Genomic DNA, 26,652 nt, shown 5'->3' on the forward strand with positions numbered 1-26,652 from the left:
AAAGATTAGAAGTTAATAAAGATCTAATAAAAACTAATAATGAACTAATAGAAACTAATAATCAGCAAAATCTAGAGGCTTTGAACGCCATTAGCCTGTCAGAAAATGAGTTTCATCTGTTAAAAAAGATGATTCAAGAGCGAATTCACCAAGAGGATCCGCATGACCAGTTACCAACTTTTAATGAAATTGCGATATTGTGCGTGGTATTAAGGTTATTGGTGATACCTTGAAAAATGAAATGGGGAGTTGAACATATGAAAGTTGGCGTTATTATGGGGGGTGTCTCCTCTGAAAAGCAAGTCTCTATCATGACAGGGGAAGAGATGATCGCTCATTTAGATAAGAGTAAATACGAAGTGGTTGCTATTAAACTCAATGAAGAAAACACTTCAGAGCTTATGGAAAAGGTGAGAGATATTGATATTGCTTTATTAGCACTACATGGCAAGTTTGGAGAGGATGGCACGATTCAAGGTGTACTAGAGACTATGGGCGTTCCATATACAGGTAGTGGCATTCTTTCAAGCAGTATTTGTATGGATAAAAATATTTCGAAAAAAATTCTACGTTATGAAGGCATTGAGACACCAGATTGGCATTATCTTTCGAATAGTGAGGAGCTTCAGTTTGATGAATTAGACAAAATGGGGTATCCGTTAGTAGTTAAACCTAATTCGGGTGGCTCCAGTGTAGGGGTAAAAATAGTTTATGATAAAGATGCCTTACTAACATCAGTTGCAGAAGTATTTAAATGGGATTCTGAAATCATTATTGAGAAATATATAAAGGGCGAGGAAATAACATGCTCCATTTTGGACGGGGAGCTATTACCAATCATTTCTATTCGCCATACAGCACAGTTCTTTGACTATAAAGCAAAATATGAGGATGCCGCTACGATAGAGGAGGTTGTAGAACTTTCACCTGCCATACATGAACGTGTTGCTGAAGCCGCAAAAGCCTGCTATAGCGCATTAAAATGTAGTGTTTATGCCAGAATCGATATGATGATCAAAGATGGAATCCCATATGTCATGGAGGTTAACACATTGCCAGGGATGACAAAAAATAGCCTACTCCCAAAAAGCGCATCCTCGGCAGGAATTACTTATACTCAACTTTTAGATAGAATAATTGAAATTTCCTTACATGGTAGGGAATAAAGGGTTCACTAAAATTTAGATCAACCACACATTATTGTGGTAATCCGAAGTGGATAAGTATGAGTCTAAAAATAGTTCAATGGAAAAAACACCTTTATGTTGATAAGGGATTAAACCCGTTTTCAACAAAAGGTGTTTTCTCAATTTCTTAATTAAGCCTTAGACAATTCAATAAATCCATGTCCAAAGACATCTCGTACATCATGAATAGCAATAAAGGCATCTGTGTCTATTTCTTTGACGATTTTCTTAAGCTTTACGACTTCCTGTTTACTAATAACAATATACAGAATTTCTTTTTGCTCCTTCGTATAATAGCCATGGCCAGATAGGACCGTCACGCCTCGATTCATATAACCATTTACATGACTGGCAATCTCTTCTGGCTTTTTCGAAATAATCGTAACTGCCTTTTTCGGGTTTACACCTTCAATAACAAACTCCATCACCTTTGTTCCAACATAAAGCATAATGACAGTAAGCATTAATGCTTCTGCTCCGATAATAAAGTAAGATGAAAAAGCGACAATTAAATCAAAAAACAATAAACCGTAACTAATACTCCAGCCTAAATATTTGTTCGTCATTCTAGCTAAGATTGTTGAACCTGCTGTTGTTCCACCAACTCTTATAATTAAGCCTATTCCAACTCCAGCAAACACCCCGCCAAAAATAGCATTCACAATAATTTCATTTGAAGAAATCGACCACGATTCTGTTAAATGTAAAAACAGTGAATGGAGGGATACGGCAATAATCGTATAAATAGTCGTTTGTCTACTTAAAAATTTATAGCCAACTACTAATAAAGCTGCGTTTAGCAAAAAGCTCACAATACTTGGCGACCATCCAAACGAATAATAGGCGATGATTGTTAAACCTGTTACGCCACCTTCACCTAAATCATTAGGTATAACAAATAAGTTTACAGCCAGTGCAAAAAGTAGCGCCCCGACCGCAATCATTAAAAAATCCATAATAAACTTCTTCATATATACACCACCAAAGCAAATTGATTTTTTCCTAAATACATACTATATCAAGTTCTAGGTATTTTATATACTTTTTGGAATGTTTGTTTATGATAAATCTATAATTGTTAGTATGTCCTTTATTAGAGAAAAAGTCGAACTGAAAAAAATGTTCATAAAGCTGCTATTAAACATCAATGTGGAATCACACTGAAATCAGCTTATAATAATACTATATCCGAAACTTAAAGTTTGAAGTTAAAATATTTAAAAAGCAATCTTTAAAAAACGGGTGTGAAATAATTGGGGAAGGAATATCTTTAAATAACAAATAATAAGGGGTGCTAGAAGCAGTTATGGATCAATCGTTAGCAATTCGTAATATTAAAATGAGTTTGAGAATATTTAATGTATTATTAATAGCTACTATAGTTATTGTATCATTTTGTATCTTATTGCTTTTTGGTTTATTTGTTGTAGCTTTAACAGTCTCTGGTGAGAAGATTAGTAAACTAGTTTTAGATTCTAACATTGACATTTCTTTTAAATTTAATGGAATGACTATTTTTTTTAATAAAGATATAATGAGTAATTTTGTTTACGATAAAAGTGAAGCAATTATATTAATTTTACTCTTAATGATCTTTACGTTGATTTTTTTGTCAATTTTTATTTTACTAAAGAAGTTTGTTAAATCAGTAATTGTTGGGGATGTATTTACTCTTAGGAATAGTAAAAGAATTGAGTTAGTGGGATATAGTTTATTAATATTAAGTTTTTTAAGTAATACGGTTCAAGCATACTTAGTTTCAACGATAGTACATATTTTTTTTAACAATAATGAATTAGACAATATTGAATGGATCCAATCTGTTTCTTTTAGATTTTTTGATATAAATTGGAGCATACTGCTATGTAGTTTTATAGTTTGGACAATTGGTAGGATATTTAGATATGGCTCTTTTTTACAAGAAGAGTATGATGAAACAGTATAGGAAGTGAAGAAATTGACGATTATCGTAAGGTTGGATCGTGTATTAGCTGATAGGAAAATGCAATTGAGTGAACTTGCAGAAGCGGTAGATATATCGATTGTCAATTTATCGAATTTAAAAACGGGAAAGGTAAAGGCAATACGTTTTTCCACGTTAAATGCAATTTGTAAAGTCTTGCATTGCCAACCAGGGGATATTTTAGAGTATGACGAGGACACCCTTGAGTAAAAAAATATATTGTTTTATCTAAAATGACTTCAGTATTTGACGTATTTGACTGAAGTCATTTATATTTTGTAAGCCGTACTACAGGATGGAAGCACGTATTAGTACATTTCTAGAACAAGTTGCATAGGATAACCTTATAATGTGTGGGGGGATTGAGAAAATGTACTACATTCCTTATTACGGAAATATGCCTATGTATAACTATGGAGCTCAGCTAGTTTATTGGCCATCTCCTTATCAGATGGGGTACGCGAACAGTGCTGAACCTTCTCATTTTTCCAATGGAAGAATTGAATTAAAAGATTATGGAGACCAGCCGCTTGTCATCAATCTTGAAAATGCAGCTAGGCAAAACGATACGTATCGTACTGCTCTGTGGACGGGAAAGAACTTACAGGTTACTTTAATGAGTATTAATGTTGGAGAGGATATCGGTTTAGAAGTACACCCAAATGTGGATCAATTTATATATATTGAACAGGGTGAGGGATATGCTCAAATGGGCCCAAGTAAAAATAATTTAAACTATGAAAGAAGGGTCTATAAGAATTATGCCGTAGTAGTGCCTGCTGGAACATGGCATAACGTCACGAATACAGGGAATGTGCCACTAAAGCTTTATTCGATATATGCTCCTCCTAACCATCCATTTGGTACGGTACATGTAACGAAAGCAGACGCTGAGACCTCGGAAGCAGGATATGGTCAGGGTAATCAATAATCGATTTTAGATATGAAGCTAGTTCCTCGATAATACAAGCATAACTACAAAAGACAACTCCTGCTTAGAGAAGTTGTCTTTTTTGTCGTCGTTTTAATGAAATATATATAGATAATAAGCCATTCAATGTTAACAGAGTAACCAGTGTTATGGCCAAAAATGCGATATCAGGAGCAAAATATCTAATAGTGTGCCAAGGTGTTCCTGTACTATAACTTAATAATGGAATGGAGATAATGGCCAAAACTAAAAGTATAAGACCGAATATACCCAACACGCCTCTTTTGTTCACATTTTTAGCTTTAACTTTTATTAGAAGATAAATAAACATCACAAAAAGTAAACATAAAATAGCAATTGTTATGACTTGAGAAGTAGGTTTATATTTAGGCGCATTAACGGGCTCTTTTCCATTTAAAATGTCGATAATCCCTTGTTTCAAGTATAGAAGTGATTTTTCCTCTAATATATGACTTTTGTTAGTAAGAATCACACCGCCCCAATCGGTTTCTGGGAGATAAAATACTTCTGAGCGTGCGTCAGGATTAGAACCAGAATGCCATATCATTTCTTCTTTAGATTCTGGATATGAAATTCGTACACCAAGGCCGTAATATCGATATTTACTAGTTTGAACAAGAGGCGATATATAAAGGTTCATCGCATTCTTACTTAAAAAATTGTTATGATCATGTCGACTAAGAAGTTTAATGTACTGCACCAAATCTGATGCACTTGCAGTTATATATCCATATGGTGTCCCACCATTATCATAAGTGACTGAGCTTTTTACAGGGTGACCTAACCATGATTGATAGCCAGATAAGTATCCTTTTTCATAGGCCATGCTACTATTAGCGGCTGCATTTTTCATCCCTAATGGAGAAAAAACTTGTTCCTCCATATATTCAGAAAATGGTTGTTTGGTAACCTCTTCGATGAGAGCTCCAAGAATAGAAAAATTAGCATTGCTATACTGATGTTTTTCTCCAGGAACAGCAGTCAGCTTAACATTCGATAAACTTTCTACATTTTCCTTTATAGCACTCAAATCGGTTGATTCCTTGTCCGATATAGATAAGCCAGAATAAGTGCTTATCCCACTTGTTTGCGTAAGTAAATGTTTAATCGTTATTTGAGAAGCGGCTTGTTTATCTTTTAGGGTAAACCAGGGCATATACTTTTGAACTGGATCATCTAATTGAATAATGCCTGCATCAACAAGTCTCATGATGGCTAAGCCCGTTAGTGATTTACTAATAGAGCCGACTACAAATGGAGTTTCAGTAGTTATCTTTTCTTCGGACTCGCCCGTTACGCCCCACGATTTAGAATAAAAGATATCATTTTTATGAACAATAGCGATTGATGCCCCTGGAATTCGCTGCTCTTCTAAAAAGTTTTCAACATATTTATCTATAGTACTCTTAACGTCCTGTTCTGCAGCTTCTGTGGAGATTTGTGAGACTGGTTGAAATAGATAGAGTGGAATTAATAATAAACATACTAATATTGTTTTATATATTGGTTTTTTTTTCATTGTTGTTTTCACCTATTCCCTCTAAAAATTTTCTCTTCATATCATGTACTTTAATCTATGAAGAAAATTTACAAAAATATACACTTCTTTATAATATATGATATTTGTTATGTATACTATTCGAAAGAACGTTGTCTTTAAAAACGGCATACGGATATTTTACATATGATGACTTTCTTTTTTCACTTAACAAAAAACTTTCGGGAGGATTATACGAATTGGACTATAAACTATTCGAAGATGAAATTGAAGATTTAGTGGAATTATTAACTCAAAGCGCCAACTCGGAGTGAAAATCAACCTTTGTTTATTGATACGCATTATTTTATTTATCCTTTTGTTAACAAGTTGAAGCGGAGATGTTGCTATCATAACATCTCTGCTTTTTAAAAATATTAAACAAACATGTTGACGTAAATTAAACCATCGTGTTATTATTATCTCGAATTCAAGATAACTAAATTCAAGATAAATGAATTCGAACCTTTTCATCCGTGTAAAAAGTTAAATTTTTACAGCACAAGGAGGTAATCATATTGGGTTTTTTAAATAAATTATTTGCTTCAAAAAAAGAGGAGGAAAAAACAATGGCAGAATTAAATATCGGGATTATTATAGGATCAACACGTGAAGGGCGTGTAAGTCCACAAGTAGCACAATGGGTAAAAGAAATCGCAGATCAACGAGGAGATGCAAACTATACAATTATTGATATCGCAGATTACAAATTACCTTTACTAGGTGAACCAGGGCAAGACGCTTCAGGCGCTCAAGGTTGGTCAGAAATTGTTGCAAAACAAGATGGATTTGTATTTATCGTACAAGAGTACAATCACTCTATTACAGGTGCTCTAAAAAATGCACTAGATTATTTACGTGTAGAATGGAATAACAAAGCTGCAGGTATTGTATCGTATGGTTCTGTAGGTGGTGCACGTGCAGCTGAACATTTACGTGGTATTATGGGTGAACTTTTAATTGCAGATGTACGTGTACATCCAGCATTGTCACTATTCACAGACTTTGAAAATGGTACTGATTTTAAACCAAAAGAAGTGCAAGCTGATTCAGTTAACCAAATGTTAGATCAATTAATTCCTTGGTCAAAAGCTTTATATACAATTCGTTAACTTCTTTCAGCAAATCACTTTTGTAGCGAAAGCAAAGCGTCAGCTACAGAAGTCTCCCACCTCTATAGGTGGTGAAATGAATGCGAATATAAGCTGTTTTTCAGCGGGTGTCCAAAACGCCCGCTGAAATAGAGGAACTCAGTCTAAGAACGCCACGTCCTGTGGCGACGACTGAGTGATCATCATCACGTTGGCCCAAAGCCTCAGGCGGATGTCATGGAATCGGAAAGGAGTTCAATAAAGGATGTTAGCCTAAATTCATCGCATCCATGCGATAACGGCTAACTGACCTGCATCGGTAATAACGCCACGTCCTGTGGCATTACCGAAATGACCGACATCGTGTCGGCCCTCACGCAGGCCTAAGCACAAAGCCGATTCCAGACGCAATTATGCCAAGGCATAATTGATTTTTGTTCAAAGATTGATGTAGAACGGTATTGGGTAAAGTATAGGTGAAAAATACATTTATCATGAAAGGGACTGTTAACATGAAAAAACATACTGCGGGTATTCACCATATCACAGCCATTGTAGGGCATCCACAAGAAAATATTGATTTTTATGCTGGTGTATTAGGACTACGTTTAGTTAAACAAACGGTAAACTTCGATGACCCAGGCACATATCATCTTTACTTCGGTAACAAAGGTGGTAAACCAGGGACTATTATTACATTCTTCCCATGGGCAAATGCTTATCAAGGTCGCATTGGTGATGGTCAAGTTGGTGTAACTACTTATGTTGTACCGGAGGGAGCGCTATCTTTTTGGGTTAATCGCCTTGCAAAATTCTCTATTCCATTCCAAAAAGTAGAACGCTTTGGTGAACAAGTAGTACAATTTGATGATCCACATGGACTTCATATTGAATTAGTTGCACGTGCAGAAGGAGAACTGAATGACTGGACATTTGGTGAAGTAACTCCTGAGGTTGCGATTAAAGGATTTGGCGGTGCTACACTGTATTCAAGTCATCCTGAAGAAACAGCTAAAGTCTTAACTGAAGTTATGGGGCTTGAAAAAGTAGCCACGGAAGGCGAGTATACTCGTTACAAATCCAGCGCAGATATCGGCAATACAGTAGATTTAAAAGTAGTTCCTGGTATGCGCGGTCAAATGGGAGTCGGAACAGTTCACCATATTGCTTGGAGAGCCCAGGATAATGCGGATCACCTAGAATGGCAAGAGTATGTAATGAATCATGGACAACATGTAACTGAAGTGAAAGATCGCAATTATTTTAATGCGATTTATTTCCGTGAACCTGGTGAGATTTTATTTGAAATTGCAACAGACCCACCTGGATTCGCTCATGATGAAACACCTGAGACAATGGGTAGCCAATTAATGTTACCATCTCAATACGAACAGCATCGTGAACAATTAGAAAGAACATTAATTCCAATCGAAGTACGTGAGCTTGATTAAGGAGGATGAGTCGTTTGATTTCAATTGATCCTACGAAAAATACTGAGCGTGAAAACTATAAATTATTAATTGGCAGTATTATTCCGAGACCAATTGCCTTTGTTACGACGAAGTCGGAGCAAGGAGTCATCAATGGCGCCCCTTTTAGTTTCTTTAATATTGTGTCATCAAACCCACCGATGATTTCTTTAGCGGTTCAAAGATCACAGGGGCGCTTAAAAGATACCGCTCGACATATTCATCATCAGCAACAATTTGTTGTGCATATTGTAGATGAGGATAATGTTAAGCAGGTGAATGAAACGGCAGCTGCATTACCTGTAACTGAAAGCGAAATTGATAGAGCTCAATTTACATTAACCGATAGTCAGCGTATATCTGTACCAGGTATAAAAGAGGCAAAGGTTCGAATGGAATGTCGTTTAGTACAGACGATCCCTTTGATGAATGGTGACGAACAGACAGGTGATTTGTTCATTGGTAAGGTTGTACAATTTCATATAGATGAGACTATTTATAATGAAGGTCATATTGACCCAATGAAATTAAAAGCGGTTAGCAGATTAGCTGGCACAAATTACGCAAAAATTGGAGATATATTTGCGCTAGAACGTCCTCAATAAAAAAATGCGAAAATGTTGGTGTTACAACATTTTCGTATTTTTATTTTATCCTAAAATTCTATCTATATTCACTAAATCTTCTTTAGTTAAAAGGATATCGGTTGCTTTCACATTGGTAGCCACTTGATTTTTATGTTTTCCGCCGGGGATAACTGTATCAACGCCATCTTGAGCTAATAACCAAGCAAGTGCTAGATTTGGTAATGTCGTTTGCTTTTCTTCTGCAATTCCTTTTAATCCATCTACTTTTATTAATGTTTGTTCAAATAATTCACCTTGGAATAAAGGATCTGAAATTCTCCAGTCTCCACTGCTTAACTTAAAGTCTTTTGTATACTTTCCACCAAGTAGGCCATATGCAAGTGGACCGTATGGAACAAATGAAATATCATTTTTTACACAGTATGGCAATAATTCTTGTTCTGCTGAACGGTTTAACATATTGTACGGAGATTGTAATACTGAAATATCATTGTGCACATTAGCCTCTATAAGTTGGTCTAGTGTTACGTTTGAAATACCTATTGCTCGTATTTTTTCTTCTTCTTTTAAGCGTGATAATTCACCAATCGCCTCCGCAAGTGGGGTCTTGTTGTCTGGGAAGTGTAAATAGTAAAGATCTACATAATCCATCTGTAGTCGATTTAAGCTATTTTCAAGTGCGCTTCTTAAATATTGCGGATGATTATTTGTTTTTACTGACCCATCCTCAAACCAATGTCTACCTCCCTTTGTCGCTAAAACAAAACCTTCCCTTGGATATTTATTTAATACCTCGCCAACAAGTTCTTCTGAACGCCCTTTACCATAAATATCTGCTGTATCAAAAAGAGTTATCCCTAAGTCAAGGGCAGCGGAAACTAGCTCTTTTCCATCTTGTTCATTTAAGTTTTCATATAAGTTATGGCCACCTACAGCATTTGTCCCAAGACCAATTTCCGAAATCGTAATATTTGCTTTCTTTAATGTATGAAATTTCATATTTCTACCTCCTCGTTTTTCTGTAATCAGAATAGAGTAAAAAAAATATTTTACCAACATACATATTTATAGTTTCATATATAGAAACAAAAGCGTTTTAATTGCAATTAGAAGACTGAATCAATTATGCCTCGGCATAATTGTTGCTGTCGCTTCGCTTTCGCACAGATAAACAATGCGTCCGGAATCGGCTTTGTGCGTGCACAAAAAACTCCTTTCCGATTCTGTGACATCCGCCGGAGGCTTTAGGCCAACAGATGTTTTTTGCGCGAAAGCGTAGTGCTAACGTAGCGTCAGCAGCACGAAGTTGGTCACTCAGTCGTGTGTTGTTGCTGCCGCTACGCTTTCGCACAGATACAACCCTATTGCTGTCGCTTCGCTTTCGCACAGATAAATTGCCACAGGACGTGGCGTTCTTAGACTGAGTTCCTCTATTTCAGCGGATGTTTGGACACCTGTACCTGTCGCTACGCTTCGGTACAAAAAACATTTGCTGAAAGAAGTTAGAATTTTCCGCTATGCTAACAAGTAATTGATTTCTTCAGTCAATTGCCGACTTGCCTCTTCTAATTTTTTTACAAAGGACCGAATGGCAGTTTTTTTAATTTGATTCATCGAACCGTGCAAAGCAATTGCACCGATGACCTCTTCATTCACATAAATCGGAACTGCAATACAACATTTACCTACATTCGTTTCTTCATTATCAACAGCATATCCTTGTGCTTTAATGACCTGTAAATGAGGGATCAATAGACCATAATCATAAAAGGTCTTTGTTGTAAATGTATTTAGTTCAATACTGTTTAATATTCCACGTTGTTTTTTTGCTGACAGATGAGCTAATACTACTTTTCCAAGCGCGCTTGAATGCATAGGTGTACGAGTATCGATTGCGTGAAAAGCAGGCTGTTCAAAAGGCTCCCTAATCACATTTTTTATTACCATCTCACAGTCTTCCAAAATAGCAATATAAGTAGTTATTTCTTCTTGGCGGGCTAATTGATATGGGGCTACGAGGGACGACCATTGAATATCTTTATGCCAATATAAGTGCTCATCTCTAAAAATATGAGGATTTAATTGATAGTACTTATTATATTTAATTACATAATTCATTTTTTCGAGCGTAAAAAGCATACGAAAGACAGATGTTTTATTCATTGATAGTTCTTCCATTATTTCAGTTAATGTAAGAGAATGCTTCTGACGTAATACATCTAAAATCAAAAGACCCTTTTTTAAGGTAGATACTTCATAGGAATCCATTTTGCTCTCTCCTAACATCTTGATTTATAGCTTGTACAATAGCATTTTTAATATTGATTTACTAGTTTGAATCGTTTTCGTGAGAAAAAAGTCGCCGCAAGGGAAGTTGATAGATGGAATCTCTATAATATTTCTATCTCTCCGTCGAACAGAGATCTCGCAAGAAAAGTGAGGTAGCTATCCCACGATTACAATAAAATAGTATTGCAAAAGATTCATATAAAAGAATGCATCGATTAACTCGGTAGCTAGTAAAAGATATATTACTATATTAATCTAATTGTTGACTCGACTCGAAAATATAGCTAATATACTGATTATTAATAAAAATGCGTAAAAATAAAAGTTATTACCTTTTTCGTTGGAAATGGAGTGGTTATTATGGCGAATTTTTTTCGAAAGAAGTCAATCGAGCAAGCCAATAAAATAACTGAAGTCGAACGCTTTAAACTAAAGCGTGAACTAGGGTCATTGCAATTATTGCTGTATGTACTAGGGGCTACAATAGGGGCTGGAATTTTTGTACTGCCAGGAACTACTGCTGCTCTACATGCGGGTCCCGGTGTTGTTGTTTCATTCTTAATAGGGGGGCTTGTAACAATTGCAGTTGGATTAGCCTATGTCGAATTCGCAGCGATGGCCCCTGTTGCCGGGAGCGCTTACACCTATTCTTATATAGCGTTAGGTGAAATTATTGCTTGGATAATCGGTTGGGATTTATTATTGGAATTTATCGTTATTTCTAGTACAGTCGCAGTTGGCTGGAGTGGTTACGTCAACTCGTTTTTACAATCTGTGGGAATCCACTTGCAAGGAGTTTTAACAAAGGATATTGCTCATGGTGGGATTGTGAATCTACCTGCTGTAGCTGGTTGGCTTATTGTAGCTTGGATTGCAATGAGCGGAATTAAAAATGTGGGTCGATCAAATATGTTATTTACAGCTGCAAAGGTTGGCGCGATTATCTTATTCCTTGCTATTGGGACTTTTCACGTAAACCCTATAAACTGGACACCATTTACACCGTTTGGCTGGTCAGGTGTAATGGCGGGGGCGGCATTAGTGTTCTTTGCCTTCACTGGATTTGATGGTGTAACAACTGTTATGGAAGAAGTAAAAAATCCACAAAAAACAATACCAAAAGCTTTAATTGGTGGTCTGAGTGTATTAACGCTTATTTATGCATTAGTTGCGCTAGTATTAACAGGTATTGTACCATTCCCTGAATTGGATGTTCCAAATCCTACAGTGTATGCACTACAATCTGTTGGTATTCAATGGGGAGGTGCTATCATCGCAGTATCAGTTATTTTTGGATTGCTTGCTACGATGATTGCAAATACAACTAGTGCGACGCGCGTATTGTTTGCAATGAGTCGTGATGGGCTCCTGCCAGAACGTATTGCACAAACAAATAAAAAAACAGGAGTACCTGTATTATCAACTATAATTGTAGTTGGAACAGGCATTCTCTTATCAGGATTTTTATCAATCGGAGAATTAGCAGAATTTGCTAACATCGGAGGTTTAACTGCTTTTGCTTTAACAACAGTTAGTGTCGTTGTTCTTCGTTATACACGACCAGATCAACCGCGTATATTCAAAGTACCTGCGTTATGGCTTGTAGCAACTGTAGGGGTTGGAGGATGTATTGTATTAATTTTTAGTCTTCCGCCATTTACTATAGTGCGCTTTTTGATTTGGTTAGCGCTAGGTTTAGTTATTTATATAGGCTATGGATACAAGCACGCTAAAATGGGCTCTGATAATGAAAATCTATAAATGGGATGATGAGGCTAGGACAAAACTAGTCGTAAAAAAGTGCGAGAAATCAATTTTAGAAACGTTGATTTCTCGCACTTTTCTAATTACATTAAAAATATACTTATGTCGCGGGCTTCATTTTTATTACAAAATTTAATGCGAATTTGGACGCACGCTCTTGTTAATTTCAACATAATATAAGTTTACATATCCTTACAAGCCCAGGCATCAATCTCAACCTTTAGGGAAGGAGCTGCAAGCGCAACTACATACATCAATGTCATACACGGAAGGTGATCACCAAGAAAATCGTTTATTATTTGCTTTCTTTGATCTGCATTATTGTCCCCAACCAAATAAAGAGCTATCTTCGTTAAATCTTGAATTTCCATATCCGCACTTTCAAGATTCTTCCTGATATTTTCTAATGCCAATTTCATTTGAGCTAAAGGATCTTCAGGTATAGTCCCGTCTTCTTCCATTCCTATTTGTCCAGATAGTGTTAACCATCTCTGTGGTCCTGTTACTTCTATTTGATGTACATAAGGAGCAACTGGTTGATGAATGTTCTTCGGGTTTCTTGCAACTTTCACATAATCAATCCTTTCTATATTATTTTAGTTAAATATTCCTTTATGAATATAATACTATGGCAAAATATAAAAAATCTATTTTAGTACTATCGTATAAGAACTTACATTAGCTATGATGGTGCTCAAAGGGTTATAATAGACTAATAGAATTAAGGCTTATAACGCTGATACAGCTTTCAAAAATATTGTTATTAAAATTTGATAAGGCATACTATTCATTTCGCTCCTTGGATTCATTAATTTCTTATGGGACTTATAAAGCGCAAGCATTTAAGTCTTATTCTAAGTATTGATGGGAATAATAATCCAATGAAGGGGGCGTTTACATAAGAATGATACGTAATGTTCTACATCAATTTATTAATCGTTTTTATTCATTTGATAGCGAGACCCAGGCAGTAAAGGCAGGAAAGCCGTTTTGTAGAAGGAGTGAATACATGAGTAATTTCTTTCGAAGCAATGGATTTAAACGTTTTTTAATACTAGCTGGGATTGCTATTGCACTATACATGATGCGAAGTATGATCAATCTTATTCTTCTCACGTTCATTATTACTTACTTGATGAATCAACTTACAACGAAGACAACAAAAGTAATCAGAAAGTATGTACGGATGGGCGAGAAGGCAGTGACAGTTACCCTCTATCTTTTACTTGTTGCAGGTATTGTTGCAATTATCTACAAGTATTTGCCTATCGTGACCCAACAAGTCACACAGCTCTTTGATCTTATTGCTAGCTTCAGTCTCAATCCAAATGATAACGAGATTGCGAGGTATTTAGCTCCAACCTTTGAGAAGATTGAACTGGGTAAATATTTAGAGCAGGGTGTAGACCTCACGCTAAAAAATATTACGAATATTGGTAAAATCATTTTGCATGTTTTCATCGCACTAATTTTGAGCTTGTTTATTTTACTTGAGAAGAAACGTATTATAGAATTTACAGCAAAATTTAAGGATAGTAAAATGAGTCATCTCTACGATGAACTACATTATTTCTCAAAGATATTTATTCGTTCTTTCGGTAAAGTTATTGAGGCGCAGTTCATTATTGCCGCTGTTAACTGTGGTTTATCTGTTATTGCATTATACATTATGGGCTTCCCGCATTTAATTGCGCTAGGGATTATGCTCTTTATACTGGGATTGGTGCCAGTTGCAGGGGTTATCATGTCCTTGATTCCTTTAACTATAATCGCATACAGTATCGGTGGTCCTATGTACATCGTCTATATCTTGGTAATCGTTATGGTACTACATGCTATGGAGGCATACTTCTTAAATCCAAAGCTGATGTCTGCTAAGACAAATCTTCCAATTTTCTATACATTCATTGTCATTCTCTTCTCAGAGCATTTCCTTGGTGTATGGGGATTAATTATTGGTATTCCATTATTCATGTTCCTTCTTGATATTCTCGGAGTTACGTCCTCAGTGGATGATCGGCAAAAGGTAATGGAAATACAAGAGGATAAATAATTTGAATAAAGTTTCGTTCAAAAAGGAATCAGTGTGTCTGATTCCTTTTTGTTTTATTTATTGAAAATATATACATATGCTAAGATGAACTATGACACAAGTTAGGGGGGATAGATGTGAGTAATTATGTTAAGTTGCTAGATACGGAAGCAGCCCATGCAAAGCCTAATTTTGATATGGCAATACTTTGCATGGGGTGAACTTCAAATTATTTCAGCGAAAACATTGCTGAAATTATTTTAAGCCTCCGGCGGATGTCACGGAATCGGAAAGGAGTTAATAAAGGATGTTAGCCTAAAATCATCGCATCCATGCGATAACGGCTAACTGACCTGCATCACGCAGGCCTAAGCACAAAGCCGATTCCGGACGCAATTATGCCGAGGCATAATTGATTATTTGCCCTGAAGTATTTCTTATAAAATTAGCTTTGCTACCTTATTTTATTAATTTCAAAATAAAAATGAGGGGTTGGCATAAATGGCTTATAAGAAGGCTTCAGTTATTTTACCAAAAGAGCTTTTATTAGAAATCCAAAAATATGTTCAAGGTGAAATGATTTATATTCCTAAAGTAGAAAACACTTATTTAGAGTGGGGTGCCCGTTCAGGCACAAAGAAATATATTGAGAATAGGAATAAGTCTATAAAAGAAGCGTTCACGAATGGAACTTCCATTGAACAATTATCTACGGAGTATCATTTAGCGGTAGAAACGATAAAAAAAATTATATATACGAAGTAATTTTTAAAGCACTAGCAGCTGATATGTTAGTGCTTTTCATATGTATAGAACGTTTCTTAATTGAACTAGGTATATTCATTCTACTTAAAATCTTGTTCAATATAGTTAAAGGGAGGGGTTTATTTATGATTACAGGGAAAGGTGTATTTTTAAGACCAATTACCGAAAAAGATGTAGATAGTATCTACAAGTGCTTTCAAGATGAAGAAATTATGTATATGACGGGTACACGTAACATTTTAACGAAGGATCAGGTTAGAGAGGCCTTGATTCGATTTAGCGAAGATTCCACACGCCATGATTTTGCTATTTGTTTAGTAGAAAATAACGAAGTTATCGGTGATTTAGCCATTATGGAAATAGACTTAGACAATAAAAAGGCAATATTTCGCATAGCTTTACATAGTATAGAAAATTGTGGCAAGGGATATGGGGCTGAAGCGGTGCAGCTTGTTCAAAAATTTACGTTCGAGGAGCTTCAGCTTAATCGCCTAGAGTTACAAGTTTTCTCTCATAATATTCGGGGAATCAAATCGTACGAAAAGGTTGGCTTCAAAAAGGAAGGAACTTTAAGGCAATCCTTATATATGAATGGTAAGTATTCTGATGAAATAATTATGAGTATTTTAAGTGATGAATATATGGAATTAAAAAAGAGACATTAGTATATAGGTCCATGATTTGGCGGTATCTTGCTGTCAGTAAATGGAGGAACAACTATGTTTTTATTTATGGCTTAGATAAGCTATATCTTTTATTTAGGTAAATGGAAATTTAAAAATAATTTTAAATAAATGGAAAAGTGTGATATATTATTAAAGTAAATATTTGTTAAAGGAGGCGGTCATTATGACAAACAAGACTTTTTTTATCTTTAAATACTGGGGGATAACGCCGAATTAACAAAAGATAAGCGTTTCCCTGAATTCGGAAGGGGAAAAAATGATATGAGTAAAGATTCTGTGAAGATTGTAGAAGTGAATGCAGAGAATTGGTATGAGTGTTGTCTATTAGAAATTGCAAATGAACAAAGAAATTATATTGAACCAAACGCTATTTCAATTGCACAATCAAAGTTTGAACAAACATTAAGACCATACGTTATTTATTTTGAAGAGAAGGTAGTAGGTTTTTTAATGTTTAATTCTGTCAAAGAAGAGCTTGATGGCTATTGGATTTATCGGATTATGATAGATAAGCATTTTCAAGGTAAAGGGATAGGAAAAGCAGCTACTAAGCTAATGATTTCAGAAATAGCTAAATTGCCAAATGCGCAAAAAATTATAGTAGGTTACCATCCAGAAAATAAAGGTGCTCATAATTTATACAGAAGTATGGGATTTGAAGATCATGGTAATCGCTTTGGTAAAGAGATGGCTGTCATCAAATATTTAAAATGAATAATATCCAAAAGGGTCCAATTCAACCTCCCTTTTGGTTGGCTTATGAAAGATAGAAATTAAACAGCTAACCCCCTTTCGATTAGTATTGAAAGGGGGTTAGTTTTATTTATAGCGCCTTTAAAGAACTTGCTTCTGAAAAAATTGTATGTGTTTTTTTCTTCATAAATATAAAAATTAGCAATGCGGTAATACCTTCTGCAACCGGGAATGTCCACCAAATAGCTTGTGGGCCAAGGAATTTAGGCAATAATACGAGAGCAGGGATAAATAATATAATACTACGAAGTAACATAATAGTTGTTGCAAGACGTATTTTTTCAATTGATTGGAAGAATTCCGCAAACACCATGTTCACTCCAAGGAATGCATATCCAATTGCAAAGTGTACAAAGCCTTGTGCTGCCATATTGCGAATTTCAAATGTACTATCACCGAATAATGCTATTAGCTGAGAAGGGAATAATGTAGCAATTATGACAGTAGTTAAACCGAGAATAAATGCAGTGGCTATACCGATCTTCAATAACGCTGTTAATCTCTCTATTAATCTCGCGCCGTGGTGATAACTAACGAGGGGCTGTAGGGCCATGCCGACACCAAGGAACACTGTTAATAGTACGGTATGAATATAGTTAATCATTGCGTAGGCAGTCACTCCATCTGAGCCCAAATAGTGTAAAAATGTCACATTATATAAAATGACCATAACAGCGACGGAGGCTTCAACGATAAAGCTTGGTAGCCCAATAGCAAATATTTTCTTTAAATCAGATAGGCTGTAAAATTTACGTACAAATTTTAATTCGGATTGTTTTCGGAAGAAATGTAGGCAAAGCACCGACATACCGATTATTGTGGAAAGCGCTGTAGCCAGGGCACAGCCAGTTACGCCGTAATTGAGCACGAAAATAAAGATGTAGTTTAAGATAATATTTAACACGGATGTAGTGATTAAGCCCATCATCGCAAGCTTTGGATTTCCATCATTTCGAATAAAAATACTGAGTAAGTTTTCAATTGTATAGAACACGCCGAAAATTAAAATGACATGTAAGTACTCTTGGACATAAGGAAAGGTAGCATCACTTGCTCCGAATATATAGGAGATTTTCTTTAAATTTAATAACAGTATTAGAATCAGTGTCATAACGACAATAATCATTGTTGTAAATGCTAATGTAAAGAGCTGGTGCGCTCGTTTTTTATTGCCCTCACCGAGAGAAATTGAAAATAATGTTGCCCCACCCATACCAATCCAAAGGGAAATAGATAGTAAAATCGAGAAAATGGGTACGGCGATATTTACTCCTGCTAAAGCGGTTGGTCCAACTCCGTGACTAACGAAAATACCATCCACTAAAATATTCACAGACATCAGCAACATACCTATCATAGCTGGAAATAAGTATGATAAAAACAAGGGCCTTAGTGGCCTTGTTTCAATTGGATTAATGGTAGTCATGAGCATGTATCTCCTTTACCATCACCTTTTCACCTTTTTCATCTAGCTCACCGTTAAAAGCGAATCCAAATTTTTTATATAACTGAATAGCTACTATATTGTTGTCATAAACGCTTAAATATATATTTTGACATCTGTATTTAACTACTAAATAATTTATAAGTTGTTGTAAAAAGTATTTTCCTAATCCTTTGTGCTGATGACGCTCATCAATGAAATAGCGATCTAACCAAACACGTTGTGTATTATCTTCATGCGGGAACACACCGTACATAGCGAAGCCGACTGCAATCTCGTCTTTATACAATCCAACAGGAATAAAGCGTTCATCTGTTTCAGCCTCCGCTAAGCATTGCGTTGTACTTTCAATAAAATCTTGCTGATTATCTGCAATACGTAATGCCAATATTTCTTCTTCGTTTAAAGCTGTAATGTCACGAATTTCCGTGAACATAATGTCAAAACCTTTCTATTTTTAATTTCTTTCAGGATGTCCAGACGTCCGCTGAAGTAGAGGAACTCAGTCTAAGAACTCCTCGTCTTGTGGCAATTCATCAGAAAAAAACATCTGCTGCTGCCGCTGCGTTAGCACTACGCTTTCGCGCAAAAAACATTTGTTGGACTAAAGCCTCTGGCGGGTGTCCGGAAATCGGAAAGGAGTTCACAAAGTATGTTAGGCTAACATCATCGCATCCATGCGATAATGGCTAACTGACCTATATCGGTAAAAATGCCAAGTCCTGTGGCATAATTAATTGTGAATAGCTACAATCTAATGTATATAGTAACTATATAGTCAAGGAAGGAAACTTAAAAATGTTTAATAAAAATGTAAAATATTTTACAACTGGTGAGTTCGCTAAAATTTGTAAGGTTAATAAACAAACGTTAATTTATTACGATCAAATCGGTTTATTATCACCAATTATGAAGGATAGTAAAGACTATCGTTATTATTCCATTGCACAATATGATTTTTTCAGTGTGATTGAGCTATTAAAGGCGGTTGGCATGTCTTTGAAGGATATTCAAAAATATATGGCAGAAAAATCACCTGAAAATTTCTTAGATTTAATGTATCAGCAAAAGGAAATCGTAGCGAAAAAACGTCGAGAGCTGGAGATGATTGAAAGTATTATTGATGTGAAAATCGATTTAACGGAGGAAGCTTTACACCTTGATTTTGATAGTATTACGATCGAACATCTGCCAGAGGCTACATTGTATTTAAGTAAAAATATCGAGGATTCGAAGGAGGAACAGTTTACGAAGGCTGTTTCAGACTTTATAGATGAATTAGATCGTTTCCAATTAGACACAGGTTATCCGATTGGAGGGATTACAAGAAGAGAACAAGTACTAGCTGGAAACTATGATAATTATAGTTTCTTGTATATAGAGCAGCCACACCTACGAGAAGGTCATCCTTATTTTAAAGCGATTGAAGGGGATTTTATTGTAGGATACCATGTAGGAAATTCCACTACACTTGGAGAGTCTTACGAGCGATTATTTAAGGTCATGCGGGAGAAGGGCTTTGAACTTGGGGAATACGTATATGAGGAATATATTTATGACGCCGTTATTAAAAATCGTGAAGAGGATTATGTAACAAAAATTATGATAGAAATTAAAAAAGGGTGTTGATAAGTATAGAAGTATGAAAAAATGTCTCTTTATAGAACATCTGAATGTAACTATAAGGTGATATTTTTAATGGTCAACGAAATGATTAAAGTGACGATTAGTGATACTGAAAAAGTTCTAGGAAATAAAAATGGTAAGGTAATTCATCATATATTTTGAGCCTTTGATTAAGTAAAATTTTAGTGTTTTTACATAAATTAATCCTTGTTCTAATAAGGAAATGATATCCTGAAGATTCAAAAGGAAAAGCTAAGAATAAGCATAAATGATGAGCGAGGAGTTTTTATAAAACTAACGTAGAACGTAACGTTTGACTACGTATGATGAAACAATTGCTTGCTTTTTGGACGGAAAAATAAACAGCTGTTTAACTAAGCTCTTGCAGGTTTAGATAGTTGGTGAATAAAAGGAGAGAGAAGAATGAACTATTTCACTATATTTGCATCTAAGAACAACGTTGATGATATTGGAGTGAAAATTTCAGATGTTTTTGCAAAAGGCTTTGCTATCGAAAAAAATGACAATGAGTATGTAATAAAATCCAAGGCGTTGTTTAAAAAATATAAATTAATAATTAGAGTCATGTCTGAAGATACGAATCCAGATTACTTCGCTAATAATATTCCTGGGATGATGGGGTATTACGACAATATTCCTTTTGAAGATGACAATTTAAAAGAATTAGTTTTGACTCAAATATCTGTTTTAAATACAGTGATTGCAATCGAATCGCAAAAAGAGATAAATGAAGAACAGATGCAGTTATTTACGAACCTACTATCAAGTATAGGGGGGATTGGCTTTTTACCGAATGGCACTTTACTAGACGATAAGGGGAGCGTTATTGTTTATCCTGACGGGCAATCAGGACCATCTGATTTTAGACCCCACGCTTGTACACGAAAAGTAAGGGGACAAGAGGTGTCCTCAGAAGAAGGTGAACAAAGAAAAAATAAAACGATAGCATATTTAAAAGAAAAAGCTATTCCATATACAGCTTCCCTTCCTCAACTCCCAACAATAGAAGCTTGTCAGTTTAAAACCCAAGAAGACATTGCTAGAAGAGCTGTAGCCCTGTTAATTGTCATTCAATTTGCCTGTGATGTGGCGCAAGGGGGAAATATAGAAGAATCGCGAGACTTTTTCATCAATATGTTACGCACATATAAAGTGGAAGACTATTTAACTAGCAATGAAAGAGACTTTTTACAAGATTCAGAACCAGATGTGCAAGAAGCCATCAATATTTCATGGCAATACGAGGCTTATTGGACACTTATTTGGGCACTTGGATTTGTTGAGAAGCTCAATTTTCCTGATGAAGTATGTGATTGCGAGTATGCCATTCAAGTTGTTTCTAACTGTGAAACGTTTGAACAATTTTATCTTCAAACTGTCATGCGTAGTCAGGAAGAGATATTGGATGAAGCCGATAAGATTTACAGATACCATTGGGCTTGTGTAGATAGTCGGATAAAAGACCAAGCGGCTCCTGCCGGGATGAATGAAAGTATCGTCATGGAAAGGCGAAGAGGCTTGTTCTGGATGATAGGGCATCGAAGTGACGAATGGGATAACATGTCGATGGATACTTAAATATAAAAGAAAAATAGCAAACTAGAACAAAAACTAGTTTGCTATTTTTATATTCTTATTTTATCCCGCATTAACGGGCAGTAATTTATCTGTACCGAAAGCGAAACGTAAGGTACAAGACTGCACCTCTAAATTTAATGAGGGCAAAGAAAGGACTGCCCGTAAAAGCCCGATTGGTAAAGACTAATAATCAGTAGGGGATGAAGAGAACCCCACTGATTAAAGTTTTACTTTATATAATGTGGTTTACTTACTTTATCAATCAGCAGAAGGCCATCATATTGATCTCGTGGAACAAGACTTTCCTGTCTGACTCCCCAACTATACGATAAACGTGGCTCAAACATCCATGAGTTTCCTCGTTCATTTTGACGGTTTCGTAAGTCAATAAATGTGTATGGTTTATTTGTAGATGAAACAATATCCTCGATTGATCCTTTCACTGGCGGTAAAACGGCCATAGGCTCACCCATATTGTTTGCAGTTTCGCCACTAGTCATATAAAGACCAAGCACATAGCTATATTTCTTGTAAATATCCGGTAGAAGTTCACCCATCAATTTTACCGGATAAGAAACCATTACTTCGGATTGTGCTTTGCGAATATGGTCATTATGTGCCCAGACGATAAATTTTTCAGTTGGATAAATCTCCTCTGCTAACCATAGTAGGTTTTCCATCATTGCTTGGTCACGCCATTCCATTGTCTTAAAATAAAGCTCAGAGTTATATGGTTCTATATTTGATTGAATTGATAGCTCTACATATTCGTTTGCTAAACGGATACGGTCAGCTAAAGTACGTTCCATAAGCTTTACAATATGTGGTTCGCTCGGATAAGCTGCTTTTAACTCTTTTTCTTTAAGCTGTACTTGTGATTTCACTTGCTTATATATATTAATAATGCTTGGTTTTACCTTTTGATAGCCCTTTAAATCCTTACCGAAGGTCCATTCTGCAAGTTGATCCTCTACTTCAATGAACTGTTTCGCCAGTTGACTATTTTGTAGCCAGTCACCGTTCGTAAATGCATTTTGCTGTTGAATATCAAAGCCTGCCAATTTTAATGGTTTATCAGTTTTCTGTGTTTTTTTAGCATACTCAAATAACGGCAGTGTTTCTTTTGACCACCATACAGGATAAATAGCATTCTTCATCGTTTGTTCCGCTGTTTGTTTATCAATTTGTCCTTGAGCATTCATAGCATTCCCCATACCGCTTTCGAAAGCTAGGACATTGTAGCCCATTTCCTGGTGTAAAAATTGAATTAGACGCGTTTTCGCTAGGCTAAATTCTGCCGCTCCATGTGAACTTTCTCCTAAAAAAACAATGCGCTTATCATGCAATAAAGGTTTTAACATCTCTAAATCTTCAAATTTAGTAGATGGGATGTTTTGTTGACCAATTGCTTCAGGTTGAATAGATGTTAAGCTGTAAGCATGGTCGCTTGTCCACTTTTTCCAATCTTGAAGAGTTTCACTAGATGTGCGAGCTTGCTTCACTTCTAAATTGTTATCTAAAGCTACGCGTTCTTCTACCGCTGGAACTGCTGCCGATGCATTTGATACTCCGTTGAACGCTGCAAAGCTTGTTAACGCAATACTTAATGATAATAAAACATTACGTTTCTTACCTTTTGTCACTTTCTATCAGTCCTTCGCTATATGTTAAGACCAATTATAGATAGTGAAGTTTAAAGTAAAAGGGGACTTTGTTTAAATTTTGTTTAAATTTGGTCAAATATCATTATTTTGGATTATTTGAGTGGAGGCAGATAAAAAAACATCCCCAAAGCGTAAGTACACTGTGGAGATGTTAATTATTTTATTTGTAGTGATACGTGCTAGCTCTTTGATTATTCCGCTGTATGTGATTGAACCATGCACGATCTTTCTCCTCTTGTTTCAATGTACTAACAATGGTTGATGAGCAACTAACACAGATTTTTGCCTGAGTAATTTGTCCGCAGCGTTCGCATGGTGCGCCTAAATTAGGGAATATCGATTTTTTTAATTTTCCTGCCTTTACCCATTTATAGAGTAGCTCAGATGAAACCCCAGTTAATGCAACTAGCTCATCATTCGTTAAATAGCGATTATTTTTTCTCAGTAAAAAATGATGTAGTTCTGAAAAAATATCTTCTTCTCTCACATCAATCCTTTTGGTAAATAGCTGCATGATTGTTACTCTCCTCGTTTTACTTCAATTAATAACTTCTTCTATAGTTTTATTTGCGTTGTTCGGTTGCTCATCATATTTATAGTTTTCCCAGCGATTTCGTGCCAGTTTTCTATATTTATTAGAAACATTTCGATCTGCTATTAATCGAGAGAATCCTTTTTTCGCCTCAGCAATATCTCCAAGTCGGAGGCTTAATTCTGCATGTAAAAATTGAATTCTCTCTCCGCCCTCTTGATTGGATGCAAAAGATTTGCTGTAAAAATCTCTGGCAGCAAAAAGATAGCGCATTTCCGATTCACTATCATTTTTTAAGCGATATAGCCAGGCTATTTTTAATGCGAAATTAGCCATAAGAAGAGACTCTTCCATGGATGCCCTTGATACAAGATAAGCTAATTTAAAGCTTACAATGGCATCAACGATCGTACGTTCCTTGCAAATATCCATTGGTTTTTGTAGCTCTTTTATGTATAGCTCATCAATAAGAAGCATGAAAGGCCCATATGTTCTTGTCATAGATTTATGGTAAGCATAGCCACAATGTGGACAAACGGCAACTTCATACAATAACGGGTTTAAACCTTCGTAAACTGGCATGAAGTCTGTTTGTTCTTCGATAACTTTATATCGATTAGGGCGAACTTTAAATGTAGTAAAATGCCTTTTGCAAAACTTGCAATCTACACTACTTTCATAGTAATAAATGTTAAATGCCATAAGAATCAACTCCTTTACATACAGACGATTATTATTTCTTTTGTTCTATTTATATGATGGATAGTATCGTTCAATGTATTTAATTTATTTATCTTTATATTAACAATTCTATGTTCTTTGGTATACTCCTTTAGAATTATAAAAATAAAAATGTTCATTACCTTCTTAGTTATTTGAAATTTCGATATGTACCCGTAATAGTATTTATCGGTGTAGTTGAAGTAAGTTATACGATCAGCTTAGTTTGTCATAATACGTACAAATATTTAATTAATAAAAAATGTTATATAAGTAATAATGCCTACGATTTTATTTTGATATAAAGATGTTTCTTAATGTAAAATTAAAAGTGTGTTGTTTGGGAAAATATAGGATTATTTTGACTGATAAGAAGGTTCACTACAGGAGCGGAAATCACCCTTAGTGCTATGGTGATATGCCTCTAATTAATGGAAATGATGAAAGTGGCCAATCAATATACCTGATTAAATTACAAAATGATAAGGAGAGAACGATGGACTATAAAATTGTATTTTTTGACGTAGATGGAACGCTTGTTAATTATGAAGATGGTCGTATTGAAGAGAGTACAAGGAATGCTATTGAGCAATTAAAAAATAAAGGAATTCATATTGTTGTTGCTACAGGAAGACCATTATCAATGTGCCAGGATTTAAGAAATGTAGGAATAGAGACGTTTATTACAGCTAATGGTGCTTATGTTAAGCATCAAGATCAAGTAATACATAAAATACCTGTAGCAAAAGAAATTGTACAGGAAGTTAAGGCTTTTGCTGATGAAAATAAACAAAGTCTATCTTTTTTTACAGAACAATTGTCAATGAATAACGTTCAAGAAGAAAAGACATTAAAAGCTATGCAAGAAACATTATCTTTACTAGAGTTCCCTGATATTAATGAAGATGTTTCAGCGCAAGAAGTTTATTTAATGTGTTTATATGGTGATGAGGATATAGAGAAAAAGTATACTTCAAAATTTCCTCATTTATTATTTAAAAGATGGCATCCGTACATTACAAATGTTTTGCAACATGATGTTTCCAAATCAATTGCTGTCCAAGCTGTACTAGACTATTTCGACGTGAGTCCTGAGGAAGCACTTGCTTTTGGTGATGGAGATAATGATATTGACATGCTGGAGCAGGTTGGCTTCGGTATTGCAATGGGCAATGGGAGCGAAGCATTAAAAAAAGTCGCTGACTATGTAACGAAGAAATCAACTGAGGATGGTATTGATTTTGCTCTACGTGAGCTACACATAATTTAATGGAGTAAAATGTATTAATCCATAATACTCATAATGTTGTCTCCTTTGAGTTATGATAAAGCTAACTATTAAAAATTATTATGCCTTAGGTGGGATGGATTTATGGCGCATCACGTGCAATCTCTAATTGAACATTATGGATATTTTGGTATCATTCTTATCCTAGTAGGGGGAATTGTCGGGCTGCCACTTCCTGATGAAATATTTTTGACATATGTAGGATATTGCGTAGATCGTGAAACTCTTGCGCATATTCCAGCATTAATCAGCGCTATGATAGGTGCAGCGGGGGGAATTACCCTGAGCTACTATATAGGCTATAAATTCGGGCTACCTTTATTACGAAAATACGGTTCGAAAGTCCATATTACTGAACAGAAAATCGATTTTACTAAAAATTTATTTAAAAAAATTGGACCAGTATTATTATTAATAGGGTATTTTATTCCTGGTGTACGTCATCTTACAGCTTATATTGCGGCTATCAATAATTATCCTTTTAAAAAATTTGCTTTCTTTGCTTATACGGGAGCAACTATATGGACATTTACTTTTATTACTTTAGGAAAAGTACTTGGAGAGAAATGGCATTATGTTGCATTTTATTTATCCCACTACAGTATTTATCTCATAGTATTGTTTTTAATAATTATGTTGATCGTTTATTTTGTTTTCAAAAGAAAGAATTCACCAAAATAATTTATAAGGAAAGGTCTGGTTCA

General features: G+C 35.3%; 26 protein-coding genes. 16 read left to right on the forward strand and 10 right to left on the reverse strand.

Features of this window, described 5'->3' with window-relative positions; all coding sequences use genetic code 11:
* Nucleotides 1-257 precede the first annotated feature (257 nt).
* Nucleotides 258-1,166 carry a D-alanine--D-alanine ligase gene (locus JNUCC51_RS12995; protein WP_337988406.1) on the forward strand — a complete coding sequence of 303 codons (909 nt, stop codon included), beginning with the start codon at nt 258-260 and terminating at the stop codon, nt 1,164-1,166.
* A 152-nt stretch (nt 1,167-1,318) separates the two neighbouring features.
* On the opposite strand, the gene JNUCC51_RS13000 is transcribed toward JNUCC51_RS12995, so the two are convergent.
* Entirely contained in the window at nt 1,319-2,158 is an 840-nt protein-coding gene (locus JNUCC51_RS13000) for a YitT family protein (RefSeq protein ID WP_337988407.1), read from the reverse strand.
* Nucleotides 2,159-2,493: 335 nt separating this feature from the next.
* Between JNUCC51_RS13000 and JNUCC51_RS13005 the strand changes: the two genes are divergently transcribed.
* The 3 genes from JNUCC51_RS13005 (at nt 2,494) to JNUCC51_RS13015 (ending at nt 4,081) form a co-directional block, all read left to right on the forward strand.
* The gene (locus tag JNUCC51_RS13005; RefSeq protein WP_337988408.1) at nt 2,494-3,132 is read left to right on the forward strand and encodes a DUF2975 domain-containing protein; all 639 of its coding nucleotides are present in this window, start codon (nt 2,494-2,496) and stop codon (nt 3,130-3,132) included.
* Nucleotides 3,133-3,144: 12 nt separating this feature from the next.
* Nucleotides 3,145-3,360, forward strand: coding sequence for a helix-turn-helix domain-containing protein (locus tag JNUCC51_RS13010; protein ID WP_082172633.1), 216 nt, complete (start codon nt 3,145-3,147; stop codon nt 3,358-3,360).
* A 160-nt stretch (nt 3,361-3,520) separates the two neighbouring features.
* On the forward strand, nt 3,521-4,081 hold the full coding sequence (locus JNUCC51_RS13015) for a cupin domain-containing protein (RefSeq protein ID WP_337988409.1): 561 nt from the start codon (nt 3,521-3,523) through the stop codon (nt 4,079-4,081).
* A 64-nt stretch (nt 4,082-4,145) separates the two neighbouring features.
* Here JNUCC51_RS13015 and JNUCC51_RS13020 read toward each other — a convergent pair whose 3' ends face one another.
* A complete protein-coding gene (locus JNUCC51_RS13020) occupies nt 4,146-5,621 on the reverse strand; it encodes a serine hydrolase domain-containing protein (protein WP_337988410.1) in 1,476 nt (491 codons plus the stop codon).
* Nucleotides 5,622-6,157: 536 nt separating this feature from the next.
* Between JNUCC51_RS13020 and JNUCC51_RS13025 the strand changes: the two genes are divergently transcribed.
* The 3 genes from JNUCC51_RS13025 to JNUCC51_RS13035 all read left to right on the forward strand — a co-directional run bounded on the left by JNUCC51_RS13025 (nt 6,158) and on the right by JNUCC51_RS13035 (nt 8,804).
* A complete protein-coding gene (locus tag JNUCC51_RS13025) occupies nt 6,158-6,751 on the forward strand; it encodes an NADPH-dependent FMN reductase (protein ID WP_134023526.1) in 594 nt (197 codons plus the stop codon).
* Between the two features lie 491 nt (nt 6,752-7,242).
* Nucleotides 7,243-8,181 carry a ring-cleaving dioxygenase gene (locus tag JNUCC51_RS13030; RefSeq protein WP_337988411.1) on the forward strand — a complete coding sequence of 313 codons (939 nt, stop codon included), beginning with the start codon at nt 7,243-7,245 and terminating at the stop codon, nt 8,179-8,181.
* Between the two features lie 14 nt (nt 8,182-8,195).
* Nucleotides 8,196-8,804 (forward strand): flavin reductase family protein, encoded by a 609-nt coding sequence (locus JNUCC51_RS13035; RefSeq protein ID WP_337988412.1) that lies wholly within the window; start codon nt 8,196-8,198, stop codon nt 8,802-8,804.
* A 45-nt stretch (nt 8,805-8,849) separates the two neighbouring features.
* On the opposite strand, the gene JNUCC51_RS13040 is transcribed toward JNUCC51_RS13035, so the two are convergent.
* Nucleotides 8,850-9,785 carry an aldo/keto reductase gene (locus JNUCC51_RS13040; RefSeq protein WP_337988413.1) on the reverse strand — a complete coding sequence of 312 codons (936 nt, stop codon included), beginning with the start codon at nt 9,783-9,785 and terminating at the stop codon, nt 8,850-8,852.
* Between the two features lie 516 nt (nt 9,786-10,301).
* Nucleotides 10,302-11,054, reverse strand: a complete 753-nt coding sequence (locus JNUCC51_RS13045) for an IclR family transcriptional regulator (RefSeq protein WP_337988414.1) — start codon at nt 11,052-11,054, stop codon at nt 10,302-10,304.
* A gap of 381 nt (nt 11,055-11,435) precedes the next feature.
* On the opposite strand from JNUCC51_RS13045, the gene JNUCC51_RS13050 reads away from it, so the two are divergent.
* Nucleotides 11,436-12,836 carry an amino acid permease gene (locus JNUCC51_RS13050; RefSeq protein ID WP_337988415.1) on the forward strand — a complete coding sequence of 467 codons (1,401 nt, stop codon included), beginning with the start codon at nt 11,436-11,438 and terminating at the stop codon, nt 12,834-12,836.
* A gap of 185 nt (nt 12,837-13,021) precedes the next feature.
* Here the strand turns inward: JNUCC51_RS13050 and JNUCC51_RS13055 are convergent, their stop codons facing one another.
* Nucleotides 13,022-13,411: a RidA family protein gene (locus tag JNUCC51_RS13055; protein WP_337988416.1), complete on the reverse strand. Its 390-nt coding sequence runs from the start codon at nt 13,409-13,411 to the stop codon at nt 13,022-13,024.
* A 437-nt stretch (nt 13,412-13,848) separates the two neighbouring features.
* On the opposite strand from JNUCC51_RS13055, the gene JNUCC51_RS13060 reads away from it, so the two are divergent.
* From JNUCC51_RS13060 to JNUCC51_RS13075, 4 genes are all read left to right on the forward strand, one after another.
* On the forward strand, nt 13,849-14,892 hold the full coding sequence (locus JNUCC51_RS13060) for an AI-2E family transporter (RefSeq protein WP_337988417.1): 1,044 nt from the start codon (nt 13,849-13,851) through the stop codon (nt 14,890-14,892).
* 480 nt (nt 14,893-15,372) lie between these two features.
* Nucleotides 15,373-15,636 carry a CD3324 family protein gene (locus JNUCC51_RS13065; RefSeq protein ID WP_337988418.1) on the forward strand — a complete coding sequence of 88 codons (264 nt, stop codon included), beginning with the start codon at nt 15,373-15,375 and terminating at the stop codon, nt 15,634-15,636.
* 125 nt (nt 15,637-15,761) lie between these two features.
* Nucleotides 15,762-16,301: a GNAT family N-acetyltransferase gene (locus JNUCC51_RS13070; RefSeq protein ID WP_337988419.1), complete on the forward strand. Its 540-nt coding sequence runs from the start codon at nt 15,762-15,764 to the stop codon at nt 16,299-16,301.
* A gap of 282 nt (nt 16,302-16,583) precedes the next feature.
* Complete coding sequence (locus tag JNUCC51_RS13075; RefSeq protein WP_337988420.1) at nt 16,584-17,036, forward strand: GNAT family N-acetyltransferase; 453 nt, start codon at nt 16,584-16,586, stop codon at nt 17,034-17,036.
* 109 nt (nt 17,037-17,145) lie between these two features.
* Here JNUCC51_RS13075 and JNUCC51_RS13080 read toward each other — a convergent pair whose 3' ends face one another.
* Nucleotides 17,146-18,501, reverse strand: coding sequence for an MATE family efflux transporter (locus JNUCC51_RS13080; RefSeq protein WP_337988421.1), 1,356 nt, complete (start codon nt 18,499-18,501; stop codon nt 17,146-17,148).
* Nucleotides 18,488-18,955: a GNAT family N-acetyltransferase gene (locus tag JNUCC51_RS13085; RefSeq protein ID WP_337988422.1), complete on the reverse strand. Its 468-nt coding sequence runs from the start codon at nt 18,953-18,955 to the stop codon at nt 18,488-18,490. Before JNUCC51_RS13085 ends, JNUCC51_RS13080 begins: the two co-directional genes overlap by 14 nt.
* A 362-nt stretch (nt 18,956-19,317) precedes the next feature.
* On the opposite strand from JNUCC51_RS13085, the gene JNUCC51_RS13090 reads away from it, so the two are divergent.
* Complete coding sequence (locus JNUCC51_RS13090; RefSeq protein ID WP_337988423.1) at nt 19,318-20,148, forward strand: MerR family transcriptional regulator; 831 nt, start codon at nt 19,318-19,320, stop codon at nt 20,146-20,148.
* Between the two features lie 420 nt (nt 20,149-20,568).
* Nucleotides 20,569-21,744: a DUF4272 domain-containing protein gene (locus tag JNUCC51_RS13095; RefSeq protein WP_337988424.1), complete on the forward strand. Its 1,176-nt coding sequence runs from the start codon at nt 20,569-20,571 to the stop codon at nt 21,742-21,744.
* Nucleotides 21,745-21,971: 227 nt separating this feature from the next.
* On the opposite strand, the gene JNUCC51_RS13100 is transcribed toward JNUCC51_RS13095, so the two are convergent.
* The 3 genes from JNUCC51_RS13100 to JNUCC51_RS13110 all read right to left on the reverse strand — a co-directional run bounded on the left by JNUCC51_RS13100 (nt 21,972) and on the right by JNUCC51_RS13110 (nt 24,642).
* Nucleotides 21,972-23,387, reverse strand: coding sequence for an erythromycin esterase family protein (locus JNUCC51_RS13100; RefSeq protein ID WP_337988425.1), 1,416 nt, complete (start codon nt 23,385-23,387; stop codon nt 21,972-21,974).
* Nucleotides 23,388-23,568: 181 nt separating this feature from the next.
* Nucleotides 23,569-23,922 carry a hypothetical protein gene (locus JNUCC51_RS13105; RefSeq protein WP_337988426.1) on the reverse strand — a complete coding sequence of 118 codons (354 nt, stop codon included), beginning with the start codon at nt 23,920-23,922 and terminating at the stop codon, nt 23,569-23,571.
* Between the two features lie 24 nt (nt 23,923-23,946).
* Entirely contained in the window at nt 23,947-24,642 is a 696-nt protein-coding gene (locus tag JNUCC51_RS13110) for a DUF2225 domain-containing protein (protein WP_337988427.1), read from the reverse strand.
* Between the two features lie 514 nt (nt 24,643-25,156).
* Here JNUCC51_RS13110 and JNUCC51_RS13115 point away from each other — a divergent pair.
* A complete protein-coding gene (locus JNUCC51_RS13115; RefSeq protein WP_337988428.1) occupies nt 25,157-25,930 on the forward strand; it encodes a Cof-type HAD-IIB family hydrolase in 774 nt (257 codons plus the stop codon).
* Between the two features lie 102 nt (nt 25,931-26,032).
* Nucleotides 26,033-26,629, forward strand: coding sequence for a DedA family protein (locus tag JNUCC51_RS13120; protein WP_337988429.1), 597 nt, complete (start codon nt 26,033-26,035; stop codon nt 26,627-26,629).
* Nucleotides 26,630-26,652: the final 23 nt, after the last annotated feature.

The sequence above is a fragment of the Lysinibacillus sp. JNUCC 51 genome (assembly GCF_015999525.1).
Lineage (GTDB): Bacteria > Bacillota > Bacilli > Bacillales_A > Planococcaceae > Lysinibacillus > Lysinibacillus xylanilyticus.